The following is a 20009-nucleotide window of genomic DNA, read 5'->3' as shown; positions in this document are numbered from 1 at the left end:
GACAGTAGCAGTCGATTGCCTTTGCCGAGACCGGCGAACGTGAACTGATCCGACCGCTGTCGGCTCACCACCGCGTTCGCCGTTATCGGCGAATCGACGGAAAGGTGAGCAATCATGAACTTCCACAACCTCTCCCAGAGGGCCAGCAAGGCCGCACGTCTTCTTCGTAGCGGCAATACCGGCTTCACCACCATTGCCGAACGCGTCGAGCACCTCAACACGCTCGATGTCGGCGATGCCGCAACCGCTCTGCTCGCCATGCCGCAGGCAAAGGCCGTCGCCATTCTCGACCGGCCGGAACTGCATGGCGCAGCAGCCATCATCGCCCATATTCCTGTTGAACAGGCCGCCCGCTTCGTCAACCTGATGTCTGACGACCGCGTGGCCGACGTCATGGCGGAAATGGAAGAAGAGCCGCGGGCAAAGCTGTTTTCCCGGCTGGACCGGACGACGGCGCTCTCCATCAAGCACCTGATGGGTTATCCGCCACGCACGGCCGGCTCGATCATGACCACGGAATTCGTTAGCGTGCCTGATGACTGGACGGTGGAACAGACCCTTTCGCACATCCGCGTCGTCGAGCGGTCGCGTGAAACGGTCTATGCCATCTATGTGCTGGCTCAGGACGGAACGCTTTCCACCGTCGTGACGCTGCGCCGCCTGCTGACCGGCGAAGCCGGCGCCTTAATTCTGTCAGTCGCATCGAAGGAAGGCATCGTCTGCGCCAGCCCATTGATGTCGCAGGAGGATGTCGCCCGGCTGATCCGCAAGCACGACCTTCTGGCGCTGCCCGTCGTCGATGACCGTTCGCATATTCTCGGCATCGTCACCGTCGACGACGTGATCGACACCATGATCGCCGATACAACGGAAGACGCCCACAAGTTCGGCGGTATGGAAGCGCTGGGCAGGCCCTATATGACGATCGGCTTTCCGGACATGATCCGCAAGCGCGCCGGCTGGCTCGCAGCGCTGTTCCTCGGTGAAATGCTGACGGCCAGCGCCATGCAGCATTTCGAGGGTGAGCTGGAGAAGGCGGTGGTGCTGACGCTGTTCATTCCGCTCATCATGTCGTCGGGCGGCAATTCCGGTTCGCAGGCAACCTCGCTCATCATCCGGGCGCTGGCTCTCGGCGAACTCAAGCTTTCCGACTGGTGGCGGGTGCTGCTGCGGGAAATCCCGACGGGCCTGACGCTCGGCTGCATTCTTGGCGCCATCGGCTTCCTGCGTCTGACGGTCTGGCAGCAGGCCGGGTTTTATGACTATGGCGAGCACTGGCTGCTGGTCGGCGCAACGGTCTTTGCAGCGCTTGTCGGCATCGTCACCTTCGGCTCGCTCGCCGGCTCCATGCTGCCCTTCGTGCTGCAGCGCCTGCGGCTCGACCCCGCAAGCGCATCGGCCCCCTTCGTCGCCACGCTGGTGGATGTCAGCGGCCTCGTCATCTACTTCTCGGTGGCGCTGGTGATCTTGAGCGGCACACTGCTTTGAAAGACAAAAGGCCCGCTCGGAAGAGCGGGCCTTTTCATTTTCGGAATGCGCTCGCGCGCAACTGCTCCTCAGCCGCCGGCGCTGATGACGCCCGTTCCGAGCAGCCCAAGCAGGATGAAGCCGATGACCACGCGATACCAGACGAAGGGCATGTAGCTCTTGGTGGAGACCAGCTTGAGGAAGACGACAATCACCGCATAACCGACGATGAAGGCGATCAGGGTGGCAAGTCCCGTCTGGCCCCAGCCGACCGGGTTATCCTCACCGATGCTCTTGAAAAGCTGGTAGAAGCCGGAGCCGAAAACGGCGGGAACGGCGAGCAGGAAGGAATAACGCGCCGCCGCCTCGCGGGTATAGCCGAGCAGCAGGCCGGCGCTGATGGTGCCGCCGGAGCGCGAGACGCCGGGGATGAGCGCCATGGCCTGCGCGAAACCGAAAAGGATACCGTCGCGCCAGATCAGCTGGTTCAGTTTGTAACGCTTCTCACCGATCCTGTCGGCGATGCCGAGAACGATGCCGAAGACGATGAGCATGACGGCGGTGATATAGAGGTTGCGCAGCGAATGCTCGATGGCGTCCTTGAAGAACAGGCCGAGAAACACGATCGGCACCGAACCGACGATGATCAGCCAGCCGAGCCGGGCATCGGCCTTGTCATAGGGGCCGCCGAGGCGAAGGTTCTGCCGCAGCCACGCCGTGGCGATCCGCATGATGTCGGACCAGAAATAGACCAGCACCGCCATTTCCGTGCCGATCTGCGTAATCGCGGTGAAGGCAGCCCCGGGATCCGCGCCTGATGGCAGGAACTCCCCGGCTATCCTCAGATGTGCGCTTGAAGAAATCGGAAGAAATTCCGTAAGTCCTTGCAAAAGACCGAGAAATCCGGCCTCCATCCAACCCATGCTCATGTGCTTTGATGTCCCTGCTGCGAATCACGATGGCAGCATTATGCATTAATCGGGGCAAATGCATGTTGCATTGCACCATCCCGAGCATTGAGAGCGTCACGTGGTTTTACCCGTGATTTTTCAGGCCGCCTTCTCCGCGGCCTGCGGCAGCTGGGTGTATTTCGCGCCGTTCTTGCAGACGACATGGGCATCGCCCCAGACTTTCAGCGCCGAAATCACCGGCTTCATGGTGTCGCCAAGCGGTGTCAGCGCGTAGTCCACGCGTGGCGGCACCACCGGGAAGACAGTGCGCGAAATCAGGCCCGCCTCTTCCAGTTCGCGCAGCTGCTTGGTCAGCATGCGCTGGGTGACGCTTGGGATGTGGCGACGCAGCTCGTTGAAGCGCAACGTGCCCTCGTTGATGAGGTGATAAAGGATCACACCCTTCCATTTTCCATCGAGGAAACTTAAGGCCGATTCCACCGGGCAGCCGGGAAAATTGCCGGTGAGCTTGGCGCGCGGTCGCGACATCACAGTATCCTTTTTGTATGTATCATCACAAAATGTGCATTCTTGCGATTGGTGTTCATATGTATCAAGTAAGAGGCACGCAAACAAGCAAAGGAGACTGTTCATGCGCGCCATCGGTTACAGGACAAGCCAGCCCATCACCGCCAAGGATGCGCTTGTCGATATCGACCTGCCGCAGCCGGAGGCGAAGGGGCACGACATTCTGGTGGAGGTGAAGGCCGTTTCGGTCAACCCCGTTGACACCAAGGTGCGCCGCAACCAGTCGCCGGAAAATGGTGCTACCCGCGTGCTCGGCTTCGACGCTTCGGGCGTGGTGAAGGCCGTTGGTGACAAGGTTTCGCTGTTCAAGCCCGGCGACGAGGTGTTTTACGCCGGCGTTATCAACCGTCCGGGTTCCAACAGCGAATTCCACCTGGTCGATGAACGCATTGTTGGTGCAAAGCCGAAATCGCTGAATTTCGAGGAGGCCGCAGCCCTGCCGCTGACGGCGATCACCGCTTACGAGACACTGTTCGACCGGCTGCGGGTGAAGGACCCGGTTCCGGGCGCGGCCAACGCCGTTCTGGTCATCGGTGGCGCCGGTGGCGTCGGCTCCATCGCCATCCAGCTTCTGAGGGCGCTGACGGACCTTACCGTCATCGCCACCGCCTCGCGGCCGGAAACGATGGCCTGGGCGACGGAACTGGGTGCGCATCACGTTGTCGATCACAGCAAGCCGATCGCGCCGCAGGTGGAGGCGCTTGGTCTTGGCGCGCCGGGCTTCGTCTTCTCCACCACCCATAGCGACATCCATGCCGCCGACAGCGTAGCGGCCATTGCGCCACAGGGCCGTTTCGCGCTGATCGACGATCCCGCCGACGGGTTCGACGTCATGGCCTCCAAACGCAAATGCGTATCGATCCATTGGGAAATGATGTTCGCCCGTGCGGTCTTTGAGACGCCAGACATGATCGAACAGCACAAGTTGCTGAACCATGTTGCGAAACTGGTCGATGCCGGCAAGATCAAGACGACGCTGACGGAAGTCTTCGGCACCATCAATGCCGCCAATCTCATCAAGGCGCATGCGCTGATCGAAAGCAACAAGGCCAAGGGCAAGATCGTGCTTTCAGGCTTCTGACCTACGCGACGGCGCGTCCGCATGTGCGGGCGCGCCAATTCCCCCCTATGCCTATGCCACGCGCGAAAAATCTCGCGTGGCTTTTTCTTGTCAATCCTCGTCCGGATCTTCCGGGCACGGCCATGATGCAGGCGTGGTCAGGCCGCTCGGCAATTTTGTTTTGGCATCGCCGCAGGCAATATCGACCTGCCTTTGCTCCAGCCCCGTCGCCGTGGAAAGATCGAGCCCCTCGATGCGCGTCAGGAGCAGGAAGGCACTGGTGAAATCCACCGGCCCGGCGAGCTTTGCACCGCCAAAGCGGGCGCGCGACAGGTTGGTCAGGGAGAATTTCGAGCCGTTCAGCGTCGCACCCTCGAAATCGGCGCGGCCGAGTTCGGCCTTGGTGAAATCCGTGCCATCGAGCTTGGTTTTTTCGAACTTGGTGCGCTGCATTTCTGCGTTGATAAATTTCGCGTTGGTGGCGTCGGCAGCGCTAAAGTCGCTACGATAGGCTTCCACCTTGGTCAGATTGGCGCCCTGCAGGTTCGCCTCCCCCAGCGCCGTGCGGATGAGCTTCGCCTTCTCGAGATTGGCGCCCTTCATCGAAGAGCCGCGCAGGTCGGTATAGGTGAAGTCCGTGCCGTAAAGCATCGCCGAATCGAGATTGCTGCCGCCCAGCATCAGAAGTCGCTTGTTGCATTCGCGCCAGTCTATGCCGGCCATGGCATCCGTGCGGCAGCTGGCAGCCACCAGCGGGCCGCCGCTGAGCGAAACGGCCACAACCACGCCCGCCGCCAAAGCGGCGCCAAACCTTGTCTTCCGCACGATATTCAGCCTTTGAAAGCCGGACATTCTCTTAACTCCCTGTCGTCGGGCGACGACACCTAGGACCATAGGCACGTTCAAGGCGTTACCGCATCGCTGAACCACAATCCACTGGCCACGCGACCATGCAACACCCCAACATCCTATATGTAAGAAATCGAAGAGCAATCCACAAATAGGCAGGGGGCAAAGAACGCTTTCGCCTTCGTCATGCCGGCCTTGAGCCGGCATCCAGCCACGGCGCGTCTGCGCAGTGAAAAGGCCTTCTCGCCGCGCAGACGCGCGTCGGCTGGATTCCGGCTCAAGGTCGGAATGACGGAAACGGGATAGGCCCGAATACAACGACGGAGGGGAATTCACCCCTTTTAGCCACCATCACATATTGGCGTAAACCGGCCCCTCGCCGCCCTGCGGCGGCACCCAGTTGATGTTCTGGTTGGGATCCTTGATGTCGCAGGTCTTGCAGTGCACGCAGTTCTGGGCGTTGATGACGTAGACCTCTTCGCCGTCCTTCTCCACCCATTCGTAGACACCGGCCGGACAATAACGTGTCGAAGGCCCCGCATAGACGTCGTGCTCGGAGCGCTTCTGCAACTCCATGTCCTTCACCTGAAGATGCACCGGCTGGTCTTCTTCATGGTTGGTGGAGGACAGGAACACCGAGGACAGGCGGTCGAAGGTCAGCACGCCATCGGGTTTCGGATAGGCGATCGGCTTGTGCTTCGAAGCCGGTTCGAGGCTTTGCGCATCCGTCTTGCCATGCTTCAGCGTGCCGAAGACCGAGAAGCCGAACAGCTGGTTCGTCCACATGTCGAGACCGCCAAGGCCGACGCCAACAAGCGTGCCGAATTTCGACCAGAGCGGCTTGACGTTCCTGACCCGCTTCAGGTCCTTGCCGATATCGCCGTCGCGCCATTCGGCCTCGATCTCCGCCACCTCGTCATGGGCGCGGCCGGCCGCAATCGCCGCGGCGATCTTGTCCGCTGCCAGCATGCCCGACAGCACCGCATTATGGCTGCCCTTGATGCGCGGCACGTTGACGAAACCGGCGGAACAGCCGATCAGCGCGCCGCCCGGGAAAGTGAGCTTCGGCACCGACTGGTAACCGCCTTCGGTGATGGCGCGCGCGCCATAGGAGATGCGCTTGCCACCTTCGAATGTATCGCGGATGGCCGGATGCGTCTTGAAGCGCTGGAATTCCTCAAAAGGATAAAGATAGGGGTTCTTGTAATTGAGATGCACCACGAAGCCGACGGCGACGAGATTATCCTCGAGGTGATAAAGGAACGAACCGCCGCCGGTCTTGAAGCCAAGCGGCCAGCCGAAGGAATGTTGTACGAGGCCCTGTTTGTGGTGTTCCGGCTTGACCTGCCACAGTTCCTTGATGCCGATGCCGAATTTCTGCGGCTCGCGATCCTTCGACAGATCATATTTCGCGATCAACTGCTTGGCGAGCGAACCACGCACACCCTCTCCAACAAGCACATATTTGCCGTGCAATTCCATGCCGCGGGTAAAGGCGGGGCCGGGTTCGCCGTTCTTTTCAACGCCCATGTCGCCGGTGGCGACACCGATGACCGCGCCTTCGTCATTGTAAAGCACTTCGGTGGCGGCAAAGCCCGGATAGATCTCGACGCCGAGCCCTTCCGCCTTTTCCGCCAGCCAGCGACAGACCAGCCCGAGCGAGACGATGTAATTGCCGTGATTGTTCATCAGCGGCGGCATCATGAAATTCGGCAGGCGGATGGAGCCGGCCGGGCCTAAGAACATGAACTGGTCGTCCTTGACCTCGGCCTTGAAGGGATGCCCCTCCTCTTCGCGCCAGCCGGGCAGAAGACGGTCGATACCGATCGGATCGACCACCGCACCGGAAAGAATATGCGCGCCGACTTCGGCACCCTTTTCCAGAACGACAACCGAAAGCTCCGGCTCCACCTGCTTCAGCCGGATCGCCGCGCTGAGACCCGCAGGACCCGCGCCAACGATCACAACGTCGAATTCCATCGCTTCGCGTTCGGGCAGTTCCATCGCTTCCGTCATCTCATCCTCTCAGATCGCCGGTCCCGTCCGGCTGTTATTATATCCGCTTTCCACCATCGGCAGGGCATTGCCGGTGTAAGGCAAAAAGCCCGTGTGCAACAAGGAGTTCGCCTCCCCCTGTCTTCGCAAAGCAAGACGCCTTTGTCGAGCTTCTATAGCGGCAAAACATGTCGCACGCCACTCAATTGTCAGACAACCTGACGACTATTTTTTTACTTTTACGTTCACGTAATATGAAGAATAGGGGTGACATGTTTAGGCGTCAAGAGCCATTGCCGTTTGGCCAGCGCCAATTACTCCCGGGCAAGGCGCTGGCGGCCGCCATTGCCATTCTGGTGATCGGGACTACCGTAGCAAGACGAGCGATCCGAGTGGGGGGCACGGCACATGAAAACAGCTATCGTCTTCGACTGTGAATTTCTCTGCATTCAGGGGTCGCAAAGCCGGTTCTGGTGTGCGGCAATCGATCCTGATCCCGTTATCGCCCAGATCGGCGCGGTGAGGATCGGCCTTGAAGCCGATTTCCCTGTTCTGGAGACCTTCAAATCCTATGTCACGCCTGTTGACCGGCATGGCGACAGATATGCGCTCGATCCATATTTTACAAACCTCACCGGAATTACCGAAGAACAGATCGACGAGAAGGGCACAAGCCTTCACAAGGCACTGGCGGATGTGGAGACGTTCTCACAAGGAGCGAAATTGTGGTCCTGGGGGAAAGACGAGCTGAATATGATGGCGATCAGTTGCTATATTGCCGGTATAAGCCCGCCAATTCCCGCATCCCGGTTCGATAACGCCGTCAAGCTGCTGCTTGCCGCCGGAATGCCCGTGGAGGACCTTGCCCGAACACCGAGCAACAGACTTGCGGACTATTATGGTGTCGATCACCCAGTTCTCAAAGGACATGATGCGCTGGATGATGCCCTGTCGGTTACCTACACGCTTCAGTATCTTCTGCGGTCCGGGAAACTTCTGCCCTCGGCGTTTGACCGTTAGGGCCCGATAGCTGATACCAACCCTCGCTCCGGGGCGTTATTCTGGCGAGGCCTGCGACAGGGTTTTCCACTCGTCATTCAAAACGGCATAGATGAACTCGTCACCCCACGTGCCATTGAAGCGGTCATTCTGAATGAGATGTGCTTCCCGGCGCATTTTGAGACGTTCGACGATCCCGATCGAGCCGCGGTTCAGGGTGTCCAGCCGGGCAAAAATCCGGTGAAATCCAAATACGTCGAAACCCAGCCCAATCATCGCCCGCACGGCCTCGGTGGCGTAACCCTTTCCAGAGAAGGACGGATTAAAGATATAACCGACTTCAGCCTGCAGCGCTTTCCGGCTGGCGATTTTCAGAAGTACCTCGCCAATCAGCGCGTCATCATCGCGCCGGATCACCGCAAGCCGCAGCGTATCGCCATCCTCTGTGAACGAACCCGCCACTATCTCGGCGAACTGGGCCGCGAGCGCCGTCTTCCCGGGCGGTGAGGCGTATAGAAATCTGTAGACGTCGCTGCGATTGTGATAGTCGGCATAAGACGGGAAATCCTCATCCCGGAACGTGCGGAGGATCAGACGTGCCGTCTGTAGCGACGAAAAACTTGACTTGTCCATGAATACCTATTGCCGATAACCCCGCCTATGTAGGTTTCGAGTGGACAGATGCAAGCCGGCTCAGGGCGAGTTACGCCCTGCCGGGATCGCGCAAATGTGGTCCGGCCGGCCACAGGATGGTTGTTCCCGTGGCCATTTTCACCTTGCCGGACTGTCCATCTCCGAAGTCGTCAGGACCTGTCCAGCGAAAGGGCAAGGTCGGCGATAAGATCGTCGGGATGTTCGATACCGATTGACAGCCGGATTGTTGAGTCAAGCACGCGCCTCTTTTCAGGCAAAAATACGCGCGCTGCTTTCCAGGTCGCGACTGACCCTTGCGTAGGGAGCGGGTCCGAAGCTGATGCGCCCCACCCCGAGCTTCGCCAATGCGCGAACCTCTTCCATGTCCCCCGATGTCATGACGTTGATCGGCAGCGTCGTCTGCCGGCATATTTTTTCGATCAGCTTTTTATCCTTCAGCCCCGGCACGAAGAAGCCATCCGCGCCTGCTGCGGCATAGGCGGCCTCGCGGGCGAATACTTCGTCCAGCAGGGACGCATGATCCACCCCTTCCGCTGCCTTGAGAAAAACATCCGTTCGCGCATTGATGAAAACCGGAATACCGGCATCGATTGCCGCGCTGCGGACCGCCCGAAGCCGATCCGACTGGTGGCCGATGTCATGCAGACCCTTGCCGTGCACCACCTGATCCTCGAAGTTCAATCCGATGACGCCGAGGGCAAACAGGCGGCCTACATTTTGCCTGACAGCGGCGGGATCATCTGCGTAACCGCCTTCAAAATCCACGGTGAGAGGCAGATCCACACATTTCGTTATGCGCGCGACGACCGACAATGCGTCATCCAGCGGCATTTCCTCGCCATCCGAATAACCCTGTGCCGCAGCGACAGACCAGCTTCCGGTCGCAATAGCCTTCGCCCCGCCACGCGCAACGGCCACCGCACTTCCCGCATCCCAGATGTTATAGAGGACGATGGGATCGCCCGGAATGTGCAAGCTCCGGAATATTTCCGCACGTTCGATTTGACTGTTCATCGCGGTCTCTCCTTTGATCGATATTGCTGAGCTTTCGCTCATCCAATCAGTCGTTACGGGCGCCCGAAGCCGCCGCAACAATCCGGAAAACTGCTAACACCGGCCGCGCGTTGCGACCGCCGATTTTCGGGCGTCGATTTCCTTATTTGCAAACATCGCGTGACAGTCTCAGGCGTCTCGCTCAGATCGCCCATTCCTCATCCGTCGTGAAAACAATCGTCAACCAACGATCCGCCCCCTCACCGCCAAGCGCATCGCCGATCTCGTCGCGGATCGCATCCCATTCCTCAAGCCGTCGGGCCGGCCAGTTCTTCGGCACAATGAAGAAAAGCTCGATCTGTCGGCCACGGCCGACGCGGGCGACATAGGAATAATGCGAGGCGAAGCCGAATTTTTCGACAGTCTCCGTCGCCACCCGATCCACATGCTGCTTGAATTCCAGCGGCGTGACCAGAAGGATATCGGCGAGCGCCTGTTTCACATTGCCGAGCGGCATGGGAATGATGACGAGGCAGACCAGCGCCAGCACGGCCGGATCGATATAGGGAGAGAGCCATGCCTGCGATGTTCCGGTCAGCCCGTAACCGATGGCAAAGGCGACGAACAGCGCCATGCTCAAAAGCGCGCTCATCAGCCAGCTTTTGGCGTCCAGCGCCACGAAGGCGGATTTCAGCCTGCGGTTCTGCCTTTTGACGAACCATGCCATGGCGAGAGAGACGGCGAAGCTGAAGAAGGTGACGATGATGGCATAATCGAACTCGATCGAGCGCCCGCCATCCATCAGGCTGTCGATGGCATTGATCAGCGCATAGATCGCCGCGCCCATCAGAAGCGTGCCATTAAGGCCGAGCACCATCGGCTCCAGATGCCAGAAACCCATGGTGAAACGCTCCACCAGCCGGCCACCCGGCCTTGGTGCCGCGGAGGCCGCGATAAGTCGCGCCACGAGCAACGCCAGCACCGTCATGAAAGCATCGGTAAGCGCATAAACGCCATCAAAAACCACGGCGAAGGAGCCGGAGAACAAACCCGCGCTGACGCCGAACAGTGCCAAAAGGACCGTGACGGCGATGGAGAATTTAAGCAGAGATTGTTCTGTCATGACGTGTATTTGACCTTCAAAAGCGGACGCCACCTTCCTATAAACAGCACAGACACTACTCACAAGACAGGACAAACCCCATGGATTTCGGCATTTCCGGCAAACGCGCCCTCGTTCTCGCCTCTTCTCGCGGCCTTGGGCTGGGCATTGCCACGGCGCTCGCCAAGGAAGGCGCAAACGTTCTTCTCGTCGGCAGAAGCGGCGAAAAACTGGACGCGAATTGCAAGGCCATCAACGCGCTCGGCAAAGGCAAGGCCGACTGGGTGTGGGGTGATCTGGCCGATGACAATTTCGTCGACGCCATGGTCGAGGCCGTCAAGGACAAGCTCGGCGGCATCGATATTCTCGTCAACAATACCGGGGGACCGACACCTGGCCTTGCACAGGAGATGACGACCGAGAAGCTCGACACCTTCTTCCAGTCGATGGTGCTGCGCGTCATCGCGCTTACCAACGCGCTATTGCCGCAGATGAAGGAACAGGGTTTTGGCCGCATCCTGACCGTCGCCTCATCAGGCGTGTTCGAACCCATTGCCAATCTGGCGCTCTCCAACACCCTGCGCGGCGCGCTGGTGGGCTGGAGCAAGACGCTGTCCAGTGAAGTGGCCGGTTTCGGCATCACCTCCAACCTGCTTCTGCCCGGCCGCATCCACACCGACCGCATCGACGAGCTGGATGGCGCCAACGCCAAGCGCCTGGGCAAAAGCGTCGAGGAAATCCGCGAAGCTTCCGTCAAGAGCATTCCGGCCGGTCGCCTCGGCACGGTGGAAGAATTTGCCGCCGCCGGCGCTTTCCTCTGCTCGGTGCCGGCAAGCTATATCACCGGCACGATGCTGCGGGTGGATGGCGGCGCGGCGAAGTCGAACTGACAGCCGCCACGCACAAACCGTCAGGAGACCGCTTCGTAGATCACGAAGCAGTTTCGGCCGGTATTCTTGGCTTCATAAAGGGCCGTGTCGGCGCGGCGCAGAACATCGCTGGCGCTCTCGCCGGGATTGGCAAAGGCGATGCCGGCCGAACAGCTATAACGGAAATCCGGCATATCCCCGAGCGGTGACGCATCAGCCAGCGTCGACAGCAGCCGCTGCATGACGGCCTCGGCGATATGCATCCGCGAACCGCTGAGGACGAGCAGGAACTCTTCTCCGCCGATCCGGCCGACGAGATCGTCGCGCCCGACGCTCGCGGAAAGCCGCGCGGCGAAATCCTTGAGAACCAGATCGCCACAGGCATGTCCGAAACGATCATTCACCGACTTGAAGTGATCGATATCCATGATGATGACGGCAAGCGCCTGCGCCTTGCTGGGACCGAGCATGTGATTAAGGCTATCCATGGCGTAGCGGCGGTTGCCGAGACCGGTTAGTTCGTCGCTCAGCGCCGACTTCAGCGCCCTGTCGCGCTGCTGCCGCAGATCGCGCAACTCGATGCCGAGTTCGGAAACATCGGTGACGACACACAACATCCAGCCGCCCGGCAACGTCGTTTCAGTCGTCAGCATCCAGCGCCCGTCATTCAGGCTGGTCTCGATGGTGCGAAAGGGCAGCTTGCCGCGCCTCGTCCTGGTGGAGCGCAGCCACAGTTCAAAATCGGAGGTTTCGATGGCGGTGCCGGTGGAACTGCTGTAACCGCTGCGCATCAACTCCACCCAACTCGGGAAGTCATCCTGCCCCATGCCCAGCGCCTCGCGGAACACGGTGTTGGCAAAACGCAGCTCGTCACCACCGTCGAAAAGGGCATAGCCCTGCTGCGACGCTTCCATAAGTTCCATGAGATGGCGATTGAAGCTTTCCGCATCACCGCGAACAAGGGGCGGCCGCTCTGACGGTGCTTCTTGACGGGCGGAAAGGGCCAGCTTTCGGGACATCGAGGCTTCCGTTTAAAAACGCAACAGATAAAAAATAAATCTACACTTCAGCACTATATTTCTATCTTATACTCTCTGCATGCAAAAAAATATTTAATAAGGGCAGGAAAGTCCAGCCCCGAATGCGACGGTTGCTTCATACAAATGTCACAATAAACGTGGGAGCAACGCTTGCCATTCCGTCGAGCTTATGCAATCAACCGCCCTCCTCTGACATCGGGACGCCAAAGGCATCCCTTATTTTCACGCCGGGCCACCCAAGGGCCGGGCGAATATTTCTTTCGGCGACAAGGATATGGCGATGACGCAAAAGCGGGCACTTGGCCTCGATTTCGGCACGACCAACACGGTCATGGCTCTTTCCAACGGCGATGGCGACAGCCGTTCCATGCGTTTTACCAGCAACGCCGGCACGGATGACAGCATGCGCACGGCGCTCTCCTTCATGAAGGACGCCGGCCTCGGTGCCGCGGCGCTACATGTGGAAGCGGGCCATGCCGCCATCCGGCAATTCATCGACAATGCGGGCGATTGCCGATTCCTGCAGTCGATCAAGACCTTTGCGGCGTCGCCGCTGTTTCAGGGCACGCTGATCTTCGCCAAGCGCCAGAGCTTCGAGGATCTGATGGAGGTGTTCCTGCGCAAACTGAAAACCTATGCGGGTGATGAATGGCCGGGCGACGTCTCAACCGTCATCGCCGGCCGGCCGGTGCGTTTCGCCGGCAGCAATCCGGACGAGGCGCTGGCGCTTGCCCGTTACAACGAGGCGCTGACGCGCGCCGGTTTTCCGGAAATCCACTATGTCTATGAGCCGGTGGCAGCGGCTTATTATTTCGCCCAGAGCCTGAAAAAGGACGCCAACGTGCTGGTGGCGGATTTCGGCGGCGGCACCACCGACTATTCACTGATCCGTTTCGAGACCCATGCCGGCAAGCTTTCCGCCACCCCCATCGGCCATTCCGGCGTCGGCGTGGCGGGTGACCATTTCGACTTCCGGATGATCGACAATCTGGTCTCGCCTGAGATCGGCAAAGGCAGCAAGTTCAAGAGCTTCGACAAGGTGCTGGATGTGCCCTCGGGTTATTACGTGAATTTCGGCCGCTGGAACCAGCTGTCGATCTTCAAGACCTCGAAGGAATTCACCGCGCTCAAATCGCTGGTGCGTTCGGCGCTGGAACCGGAAAAGCTCGAACTCTTCATCGATCTCGTCGACCATGATGAGGGTTACCCGCTCTATCAGGCGATCTCCGCCACCAAGATGGCGCTTTCTTCGGCGGAAGAAGCGGAATTCAACTTCACGCCGCTCGGCAAGGCCGGGCGCAAGATGGTGAAACGCAGCGACTTCAACGGCTGGATCGCCGACGACCTCGCCAAGATCGAAGGCGCACTGGACGAGGTGCTGGAAAAAACGCAAGTGGCGCCTGATGCCATCGACAAGGTGTTCCTGACCGGCGGCACCTCCTTCGTGCCGGCGGTGCGGGAGCTTTTCACCCGCCGTTTCGATGCCGACCGGATCGAAAGCGGCGGCGAACTGCTATCGATTGCCCATGGTCTGGCCATGATCGGCGAAAGCGGTGACATTCAGCGCTGGACAGCGTGATTTACGGGTTCCCCGGGCGGGGAACATGGGATAATTTCCTACCATGATCGCCGCCCACGACCTTTCCCCGGCCGAACTTGCCGCCCTCCTGCATTTCCATGCGGATGCGGGTGTCGACAGGCTGCTGGAAGACCAGCCGCTCGACCGTTTCGCCGAATTTGCCGCCGCCCGTCCTGCCCGGCCGATGCAGGGACAGGAGACCGGCGCAGCCGCGCGCCAGTCCGGCCAGCAGCCGATGGAACGCGCCGGCGACGCCCCCCATCAACAGCCCCCGCAGCAACAGCCGAAACGCCAGACGCCGGCGCGTGCCACGCCAGCAGCCCCCGCGGTTCAGCAGAATGTTGCCATGCCGGACGAACAGGCCGTGGCGGCAGCGCGTTTTGCGGCCGAAAGCGCAAGGTCGCTCGCCGAGCTGAAAACCGCGCTTGAAGGGTTCAGCGGCTGTAATCTCAAGAACAGCGCGCGCAGCACGATCTTCACCGAAGGCGATCCCTCATCCGCCATCATGGTCATCGGCCCCATGCCGGATGCCGATGACGACCGCGAAGGCCTGCCCTTTGCCGGCAAGACCGGGCTTTTGCTTGACCGTATGCTTTCGGCAATCGGCCTTGAACGCGGCACCATCATGCTCGGCAATGTCGTGCCCTGGCGGCCACCCGGCAACCGCCCGCCGACCCAGGCGGAAATGGATATCTGCCGCCCCTTCATCGAGCGTCAGATCGCGCTGGCGGAGCCGAAACACCTGTTGCTTCTTGGCAACTTCACCGCACGTTTCTTCTTCGGCGGCACGGGAACGATCCATACGCTGCGCGGACAGTGGCGTGATGTCGCAGCCGGACATCTTGTTTTGCCGGCGCTGGCCAGCCTGCATCCGCAGGAACTTTTGAACGCTCCGGCCTCCAAGTCATTGGCATGGCAGGATTTATTGGCGTTTCAGGCCAAGGTTACTCAGGGCTGATTGCCTTATTATTGCTCAGTGTAAACGAATTGTGAAAAAAGCCATGCGCAATTCGCATAACAGCGACGCATTTGGCCAGCTTGCCGAATCCATGCTGCGCTGCGATATACCACAGTGTCTTGGGAGGAATTCGGTTTAAGGAACCAAGGCAATGACCACTCGCTTCCGTCCGGTACATTCCGGCTTTGAAACGCTCCGTCTGGCGGGCCTCGGCCCACGCTCCAGTCAGGGCTACCATCGTTTCGGCGCTGCCGCTAACGAACAGATGACCGCACGCGCTGCCATGCAGCAGGTCCGCGTGACGCGTCCTTCGGCTGTCTTTGCGGATTTCCGCGAGCGCTGAGAGCATTCAGGCCAGTATAAAGCTGGTCCACATATATGATTGCGCGCTGGCGTCTTTCTTCGGGAAGGCGCCTTTTGCTTTTGCGTGTTTTGCTGAGAGAGACGGCGAGGTTATGAACCTCGCCAACTACTCTGACGTCATCCTCGGGCCTGTCCCGAGGATCTGCGACGGATCGATTTTCGTGACGTGTTTAGATCCTTGGGACAAGCCCAAGGATGACGCCGGAAAAATAGGTATCCTTCGTCATCAACTTGAATACATTACAACCAAGTATATGGCGGGAGGAAAACACCCCTCACCCCTGCGGCGTCGAAGCCTTGCGCGCCGCCCGTCTCGCCAGCCCCAATTGATGCTCGCGGAAAATGATGAAGATGCCGGCGAGGATAACGATCGCCGTGCCGATCAGCATGGTGAGCGTGGGGATATCTCCGAACAGGACGTAGGAAACCGCGATCCCGAAGACGATGGAGCTGTATTCGAAGGGTGCGATGACCGAGACTTCGGCATGGCGGTAGCTCTCCGTCAGGAAGATCTGCGCAACGCCGCCGCAGATGCCGCTGGTGATCAACAGCATGGCCTGCGTCATGCTCAGCGCGCTCCAGCCGAAGGGCACGCTGACCAGCGACAGCAGGGTGGCGGTGAGCGAAAAATAGAGCACGATGGTCGGCGTTTTTTCGGTATCGACCAATTGCCGCACCTGGATCATCGCCAGGCCGCCCAGCGCCGCGCCGAACAGCACGGCAATCGCCCCCAGCCCTTCACCGGCGGCAAAGCCGCCTTCCCGCAAAAGCGTCATCTTGGGCCATAAAATCACCAGCACGCCCATCATGCCGACAAACACCGCGCTCCAGCGATAAACGCGCACCTTCTCATGCAGGATGAAGGCGGCGAAAACGACGGCCAGAAGCGGCGACGCATAACCGATGGCGATGAATTCCGGCAGCGGCAGCATGGTCAGCCCGTAAAAACCGCATGCCATGGACAGGATGCCGAGAAAACCGCGCTTGAAATGGCCAAGAAGATTATTGGTGTGCAGCGCGCTTGTCAGCGCATGCAGCCAGGCGAGATAAACGACAATCGGGATGATGGCGAAAGCGGAGCGGAAGAAGGTGATCTGACCGGCCGGCACATCCGGACCGGCGGCCTTGATACAGGTCTGCATGACAAGAAAAAAGCCAACCGAAACCAGCTTCATGCTGATCCCGCGGAAGGGATTGGTCGGTTCGGCGTTCATTGGCAGTTACTCATATCGGCTGCGCAAACACGCCATCTGGGGATTTTTCATGCGGGGAGGACGACGCAGGGGAATTGGATTTGCGCAAGGCTAGAACATTCCTCCAGCCCTTTACATCAAAAAATGTTATTCACCCATGAATTCGGTTGATCTCGTTCTGGATTGCTGAGGGCTTTCGCTTCCGCATGCCGGCCCTGAGCCACGGCTGTCCGGTTTAAACCGAGACAGCAACCCGGAGCGCAAAATACACCTCTTCCGTCATTCCGGCCTTGAGCCGGAATCCAGCCGACGCGCGTCTGCGCGGCGAAAGAGTCATTTCGGCCCAAGGACTTGGGCTGGCTGGATGCCGGATCAAGTCCGGCATGACGGACACAGACAACTTGGCGAAGTACTTCAGCGTTGGTGAGCCGGAATGACAGTGGCGGGAATCAGACCAAAAGCGACATGCGCTAAAATTTGAAGAAAATAAAATATAATTTCAGCAATCGTTCAACATTTGCTGCGATGGTCCATGGGTCCGGCAGCGGGGGGAGGATCGTCTGCATGGCCGGTAAAGCCTTTATGGCGGGACAGAATGTCCTCCGATGCGCACATGAACGTGACGAATACTCCACCTATTTTACATCCCGGCCTTATGACGACATGATGGCGGGAAGACCACGCTAAGTTATTCAGGAACAGTCATGCGAACAGACACGGGCCAGATCGTTCACCTGGCAGATTACCGCCCCACCGATTTCGTTCTGGAGCGGGTGGATCTCACCTTCGAACTCGACCCCAAGAATACCAAGGTCGAAGCCCGTCTGATCTTTCACCGACGCGAAGGCGTCGATCCACAGGCACCGCTGGTTCTCGATGGTGACGAGCTGACGCTTTCGGGCCTGCTGCTCGATCAGGTCGAGATCCCCGCCAGCCAATATGACGCTACGCCCGACAGCCTGACCATCCGTGATCTGCCGGCGGAAACGCCCTTCGAGATCTGCGTCACCAATTACATCAATCCGCAGGTCAATACGCAGCTGATGGGGCTTTATCGCACCAATGGCGTTTATTGCACCCAATGCGAGGCGGAAGGTTTCCGCCGCATCACCTATTTCCCCGACCGTCCCGATGTTCTGGCGCCCTATACGGTGACGATCATCGCCGCAAAGGAAGGCAATCCGCTGCTCCTGTCGAACGGCAATTTCCTCGGCGGCGGCAATTACGATGAAGGCCGGCACTTTGCCGCCTGGTTCGATCCGCACCCGAAACCCAGCTATCTCTTCGCGCTCGTCGCCGGTGATCTCGGCGTGGTGGAAGACACGTTTACCACCGTCTCCGGTCGTGAAGTGGCGCTGAAAATCTATGTCGAGCACGGCAAGGAACCGCGTGCGGCCTACGCCATGGACGCGCTGAAGCGTTCAATGAAATGGGACGAAGAGCGTTTCGGCCGCGAATACGACCTCGATATCTTCATGATCGTCGCCGTATCCGATTTCAACATGGGGGCGATGGAGAACAAGGGTCTCAACGTCTTCAACGACAAATTCGTGCTGGCCGACCCGGAAACCGCATCTGACGCTGATTACGCCAATATCGAGCGCATCATCGCGCATGAATATTTCCACAACTGGACCGGCAACCGCATCACCTGCCGCGACTGGTTCCAGCTGTGCCTGAAGGAGGGCCTGACGGTCTATCGCGATCAGGAATTTTCCGCCGACATGCGCTCGCGCCCGGTCAAGCGCATTGCCGATGTACGCCATCTGAAATCGGAGCAGTTTCCGGAGGATTCCGGTCCGCTGGCACATCCGCCGCGCCCCGATACCTATCGTGAAATCAACAATTTCTACACGACGACCGTTTATGAAAAGGGCGCCGAAGTCACCCGCATGATCGCCACGATCCTCGGTGCTGATGATTTCAAGAAGGGCATGGACCTTTATTTCGAACGCCATGACGGCGAAGCGGCGACGGTTGAGGATTTCGTCAAGAGCTTTGCCGATGCCAGCGGCCGCGATCTTTCGCAGTTTTCGCTGTGGTATACCGAGGCGGGCACGCCGCTGGTCTCCGTCTCCTCCGCTTATGATGCCGGCAAGGCCACTTTCAGTTTGACGCTGGAACAGACCGTGGCGCCGACACCCGGCCAGCCGGTAAAACAGCCACGGCACATTCCGCTGTCGCTGGCGCTGATCCTCGACAATGGTCAGATCGCGGAGCCACAGGCAGTCGTCGGCGGCGAATACCGCGATGGCGTGCTGCACCTGACCGAGCGCAACCAGACCTTCTCCTTCTCCGGCATTTCGTCGCGGCCGGTGCTGTCGATCAATCGCAGCTTCTCGGCGCCGGTCAATCTGCATTTCGAGCAGAATGCCGCCGATCTGGTGCAGATCGCCCGGCACGAGACGGATATGTTTGCCCGTTTTCAGGCGCTGACCGATCTTGCCCTGCCGGCACTGATTGCCGCCACCAAAGCCGTGCAGAATGGCGGCGAGGTGCGCACGGACGCCGAACTCATCGCAACGCTTATTGAAATCGTCGGCGATTCTTCGCTCGAGCCTGCTTTCCGCGCACAGGCGCTGGCGCTGCCCAGCGAAACGGATATTGCCCGTGAACTGGGTGGCAATACCGATCCGGACGCCATTCACAAGGCGCGCAACGCCACCATAAAGGCGATAGCAACGGCCGGGCTTGAAACGCTGCGACAGCTTGCCGACGGTACGGGCGGCAGCGAAGCCTACAGCCCGGATGCCGACAGCGCCGGACGCCGCTCGCTCCGCAATGGCGCGTTGACCTTTCTCGCTTTTGCCGAGGGAACCCCGGAACGCGCCGCGAAAGCCTATGCCGACGCCACCAATATGACCGATCTTGCCCATGCACTCAGCGTGCTGACGCAACGTTTCCCTGACAGCGCCGAGACGAAAGAAGCGCTGGCCGCCTTCGAAACGCGCTTTGCCGACAATGCGCTTGTTCTCGACAAGTGGTTTTCGCTGCAGGCCGCCATTCCCGGCGACGGCGCGCTTGATCGCATCAAGGCACTGATGAAATCGAAACATTTCATCGCCACCAATCCGAACCGAGTGCGTTCGCTGGTCGGCACGCTCGCCTTCGCCAATCCCACCGGCTTCCACCGCGCAGACGGCGCAGCCTATCGGTTCCTGGCGGAGCAGATCATCGCCATCGACAAGCGCAACCCGCAGCTTGCCGCGCGCATTCTCACCTCCATGCGTTCTTGGCGGTCTCTGGAGGCAAGCCGCGCCGAACATGCCCGGGCGGCACTGTCGACGATTGCCGACGCCAAGGGCCTGTCCACGGATGTGAGCGACATTGTCGGGCGTATCCTGAAGGGCTGAACCCGCGCTTCCGCTCCGCCAATATTCCAAACATGCCAAAACGCCGTCTTGATATCC

The 20009-nt window shown here is 59.6% G+C and carries 17 protein-coding genes; 8 read left to right on the top strand and 9 right to left on the bottom strand.

Annotated features, from left to right (window positions below; translation table 11 throughout):
- The first annotated feature begins 114 nt into the window (after positions 1 to 114).
- On the top strand, positions 115 to 1488 hold the full coding sequence (mgtE, locus tag CFBP6623_RS03585; RefSeq protein ID WP_046798699.1) for a magnesium transporter: 1374 nt from the start codon (positions 115 to 117) through the stop codon (positions 1486 to 1488).
- Between the two features lie 68 nt (positions 1489 to 1556).
- On the opposite strand, the gene CFBP6623_RS03580 is transcribed toward mgtE, so the two are convergent.
- Complete coding sequence (locus CFBP6623_RS03580; RefSeq protein WP_046798698.1) at positions 1557 to 2396, bottom strand: undecaprenyl-diphosphate phosphatase; 840 nt, start codon at positions 2394 to 2396, stop codon at positions 1557 to 1559.
- A 120-nt stretch (positions 2397 to 2516) separates the two neighbouring features.
- The gene (locus tag CFBP6623_RS03575; RefSeq protein ID WP_046798697.1) at positions 2517 to 2906 is read right to left on the bottom strand and encodes a winged helix-turn-helix transcriptional regulator; all 390 of its coding nucleotides are present in this window, start codon (positions 2904 to 2906) and stop codon (positions 2517 to 2519) included.
- A gap of 103 nt (positions 2907 to 3009) precedes the next feature.
- Between CFBP6623_RS03575 and CFBP6623_RS03570 the strand changes: the two genes are divergently transcribed.
- Positions 3010 to 4026: a zinc-binding alcohol dehydrogenase family protein gene (locus tag CFBP6623_RS03570; RefSeq protein ID WP_080842193.1), complete on the top strand. Its 1017-nt coding sequence runs from the start codon at positions 3010 to 3012 to the stop codon at positions 4024 to 4026.
- Between the two features lie 90 nt (positions 4027 to 4116).
- Here the strand turns inward: CFBP6623_RS03570 and CFBP6623_RS03565 are convergent, their stop codons facing one another.
- Both CFBP6623_RS03565 and CFBP6623_RS03560 read right to left on the bottom strand, forming a co-directional pair.
- On the bottom strand, positions 4117 to 4857 hold the full coding sequence (locus tag CFBP6623_RS03565; RefSeq protein ID WP_046798695.1) for a pentapeptide repeat-containing protein: 741 nt from the start codon (positions 4855 to 4857) through the stop codon (positions 4117 to 4119).
- Positions 4858 to 5205: 348 nt separating this feature from the next.
- Entirely contained in the window at positions 5206 to 6870 is a 1665-nt protein-coding gene (locus CFBP6623_RS03560) for an electron transfer flavoprotein-ubiquinone oxidoreductase (protein ID WP_046798694.1), read from the bottom strand.
- A 387-nt stretch (positions 6871 to 7257) separates the two neighbouring features.
- Here CFBP6623_RS03560 and CFBP6623_RS03555 point away from each other — a divergent pair, with 387 nt between their 5' ends.
- A complete protein-coding gene (locus CFBP6623_RS03555) occupies positions 7258 to 7869 on the top strand; it encodes a 3'-5' exonuclease (RefSeq protein WP_046798693.1) in 612 nt (203 codons plus the stop codon).
- A gap of 36 nt (positions 7870 to 7905) precedes the next feature.
- On the opposite strand, the gene CFBP6623_RS03550 is transcribed toward CFBP6623_RS03555, so the two are convergent.
- From CFBP6623_RS03550 to CFBP6623_RS03535, 3 genes are all read right to left on the bottom strand, one after another.
- Positions 7906 to 8481, bottom strand: a complete 576-nt coding sequence (locus CFBP6623_RS03550; protein ID WP_046798692.1) for a GNAT family N-acetyltransferase — start codon at positions 8479 to 8481, stop codon at positions 7906 to 7908.
- A 270-nt stretch (positions 8482 to 8751) separates the two neighbouring features.
- Positions 8752 to 9516 (bottom strand): isocitrate lyase/PEP mutase family protein, encoded by a 765-nt coding sequence (locus CFBP6623_RS03540; protein WP_046798691.1) that lies wholly within the window; start codon positions 9514 to 9516, stop codon positions 8752 to 8754.
- A gap of 181 nt (positions 9517 to 9697) precedes the next feature.
- The gene (locus tag CFBP6623_RS03535) at positions 9698 to 10618 is read right to left on the bottom strand and encodes a cation diffusion facilitator family transporter (protein WP_046798690.1); all 921 of its coding nucleotides are present in this window, start codon (positions 10616 to 10618) and stop codon (positions 9698 to 9700) included.
- Positions 10619 to 10698: 80 nt separating this feature from the next.
- On the opposite strand from CFBP6623_RS03535, the gene CFBP6623_RS03530 reads away from it, so the two are divergent.
- On the top strand, positions 10699 to 11487 hold the full coding sequence (locus CFBP6623_RS03530; protein ID WP_080842194.1) for an SDR family oxidoreductase: 789 nt from the start codon (positions 10699 to 10701) through the stop codon (positions 11485 to 11487).
- A 20-nt stretch (positions 11488 to 11507) separates the two neighbouring features.
- Here the strand turns inward: CFBP6623_RS03530 and CFBP6623_RS03525 are convergent, their stop codons facing one another.
- Entirely contained in the window at positions 11508 to 12485 is a 978-nt protein-coding gene (locus CFBP6623_RS03525) for a GGDEF domain-containing protein (RefSeq protein WP_080842195.1), read from the bottom strand.
- A gap of 301 nt (positions 12486 to 12786) precedes the next feature.
- Here CFBP6623_RS03525 and CFBP6623_RS03520 point away from each other — a divergent pair, with 301 nt between their 5' ends.
- The 3 genes from CFBP6623_RS03520 (at position 12787) to CFBP6623_RS03505 (ending at position 15386) form a co-directional block, all read left to right on the top strand.
- On the top strand, positions 12787 to 14085 hold the full coding sequence (locus CFBP6623_RS03520) for an Hsp70 family protein (RefSeq protein ID WP_046798952.1): 1299 nt from the start codon (positions 12787 to 12789) through the stop codon (positions 14083 to 14085).
- A gap of 43 nt (positions 14086 to 14128) precedes the next feature.
- A complete protein-coding gene (locus CFBP6623_RS03515; protein ID WP_046798687.1) occupies positions 14129 to 15043 on the top strand; it encodes a uracil-DNA glycosylase in 915 nt (304 codons plus the stop codon).
- 151 nt (positions 15044 to 15194) lie between these two features.
- Positions 15195 to 15386 (top strand): hypothetical protein, encoded by a 192-nt coding sequence (locus CFBP6623_RS03505; protein WP_003509784.1) that lies wholly within the window; start codon positions 15195 to 15197, stop codon positions 15384 to 15386.
- Between the two features lie 295 nt (positions 15387 to 15681).
- Here CFBP6623_RS03505 and CFBP6623_RS03500 read toward each other — a convergent pair whose 3' ends face one another.
- The gene (locus CFBP6623_RS03500) at positions 15682 to 16620 is read right to left on the bottom strand and encodes a DMT family transporter (protein WP_046798686.1); all 939 of its coding nucleotides are present in this window, start codon (positions 16618 to 16620) and stop codon (positions 15682 to 15684) included.
- 683 nt (positions 16621 to 17303) lie between these two features.
- Here CFBP6623_RS03500 and pepN point away from each other — a divergent pair.
- On the top strand, positions 17304 to 19952 hold the full coding sequence (pepN, locus tag CFBP6623_RS03490; RefSeq protein ID WP_046798685.1) for an aminopeptidase N: 2649 nt from the start codon (positions 17304 to 17306) through the stop codon (positions 19950 to 19952).
- Positions 19953 to 20009 lie beyond the last annotated feature (57 nt).

Origin of the sequence: Agrobacterium tumefaciens, assembly GCF_005221385.1 — a bacterium.
GTDB classification, from domain to species: Bacteria; Pseudomonadota; Alphaproteobacteria; order Rhizobiales; family Rhizobiaceae; genus Agrobacterium; species Agrobacterium tomkonis.
The sequence above is the reverse complement of the archived record's forward strand: the minus strand, read 5'-3'. Positions and strand labels throughout refer to the sequence as shown.

What these genes read in the sequence shown, in the direction of transcription:
- CFBP6623_RS03580 (WP_046798698.1), bottom strand. Translation starts at nt 2,396, where the DNA reads ATGAGCATGGGTTGGATGGAGGCCGGATTTCTCGGTCTTTTGCAAGGA.
- CFBP6623_RS03550 (WP_046798692.1), bottom strand. Translation starts at nt 8,481, where the DNA reads ATGGACAAGTCAAGTTTTTCGTCGCTACAGACGGCACGTCTGATCCTC.
- CFBP6623_RS03570 (WP_080842193.1), top strand. Translation starts at nt 3,010, where the DNA reads ATGCGCGCCATCGGTTACAGGACAAGCCAGCCCATCACCGCCAAGGAT.
- CFBP6623_RS03530 (WP_080842194.1), top strand. Translation starts at nt 10,699, where the DNA reads ATGGATTTCGGCATTTCCGGCAAACGCGCCCTCGTTCTCGCCTCTTCT.
- mgtE (WP_046798699.1), top strand. Translation starts at nt 115, where the DNA reads ATGAACTTCCACAACCTCTCCCAGAGGGCCAGCAAGGCCGCACGTCTT.
- CFBP6623_RS03505 (WP_003509784.1), top strand. Translation starts at nt 15,195, where the DNA reads ATGACCACTCGCTTCCGTCCGGTACATTCCGGCTTTGAAACGCTCCGT.
- CFBP6623_RS03565 (WP_046798695.1), bottom strand. Translation starts at nt 4,857, where the DNA reads ATGTCCGGCTTTCAAAGGCTGAATATCGTGCGGAAGACAAGGTTTGGC.
- CFBP6623_RS03535 (WP_046798690.1), bottom strand. Translation starts at nt 10,618, where the DNA reads ATGACAGAACAATCTCTGCTTAAATTCTCCATCGCCGTCACGGTCCTT.
- pepN (WP_046798685.1), top strand. Translation starts at nt 17,304, where the DNA reads ATGCGAACAGACACGGGCCAGATCGTTCACCTGGCAGATTACCGCCCC.
- CFBP6623_RS03515 (WP_046798687.1), top strand. Translation starts at nt 14,129, where the DNA reads ATGATCGCCGCCCACGACCTTTCCCCGGCCGAACTTGCCGCCCTCCTG.
- CFBP6623_RS03540 (WP_046798691.1), bottom strand. Translation starts at nt 9,516, where the DNA reads ATGAACAGTCAAATCGAACGTGCGGAAATATTCCGGAGCTTGCACATT.
- CFBP6623_RS03520 (WP_046798952.1), top strand. Translation starts at nt 12,787, where the DNA reads ATGACGCAAAAGCGGGCACTTGGCCTCGATTTCGGCACGACCAACACG.
- CFBP6623_RS03500 (WP_046798686.1), bottom strand. Translation starts at nt 16,620, where the DNA reads ATGAACGCCGAACCGACCAATCCCTTCCGCGGGATCAGCATGAAGCTG.
- CFBP6623_RS03525 (WP_080842195.1), bottom strand. Translation starts at nt 12,485, where the DNA reads ATGTCCCGAAAGCTGGCCCTTTCCGCCCGTCAAGAAGCACCGTCAGAG.
- CFBP6623_RS03560 (WP_046798694.1), bottom strand. Translation starts at nt 6,870, where the DNA reads ATGACGGAAGCGATGGAACTGCCCGAACGCGAAGCGATGGAATTCGAC.
- CFBP6623_RS03575 (WP_046798697.1), bottom strand. Translation starts at nt 2,906, where the DNA reads ATGTCGCGACCGCGCGCCAAGCTCACCGGCAATTTTCCCGGCTGCCCG.
- CFBP6623_RS03555 (WP_046798693.1), top strand. Translation starts at nt 7,258, where the DNA reads ATGAAAACAGCTATCGTCTTCGACTGTGAATTTCTCTGCATTCAGGGG.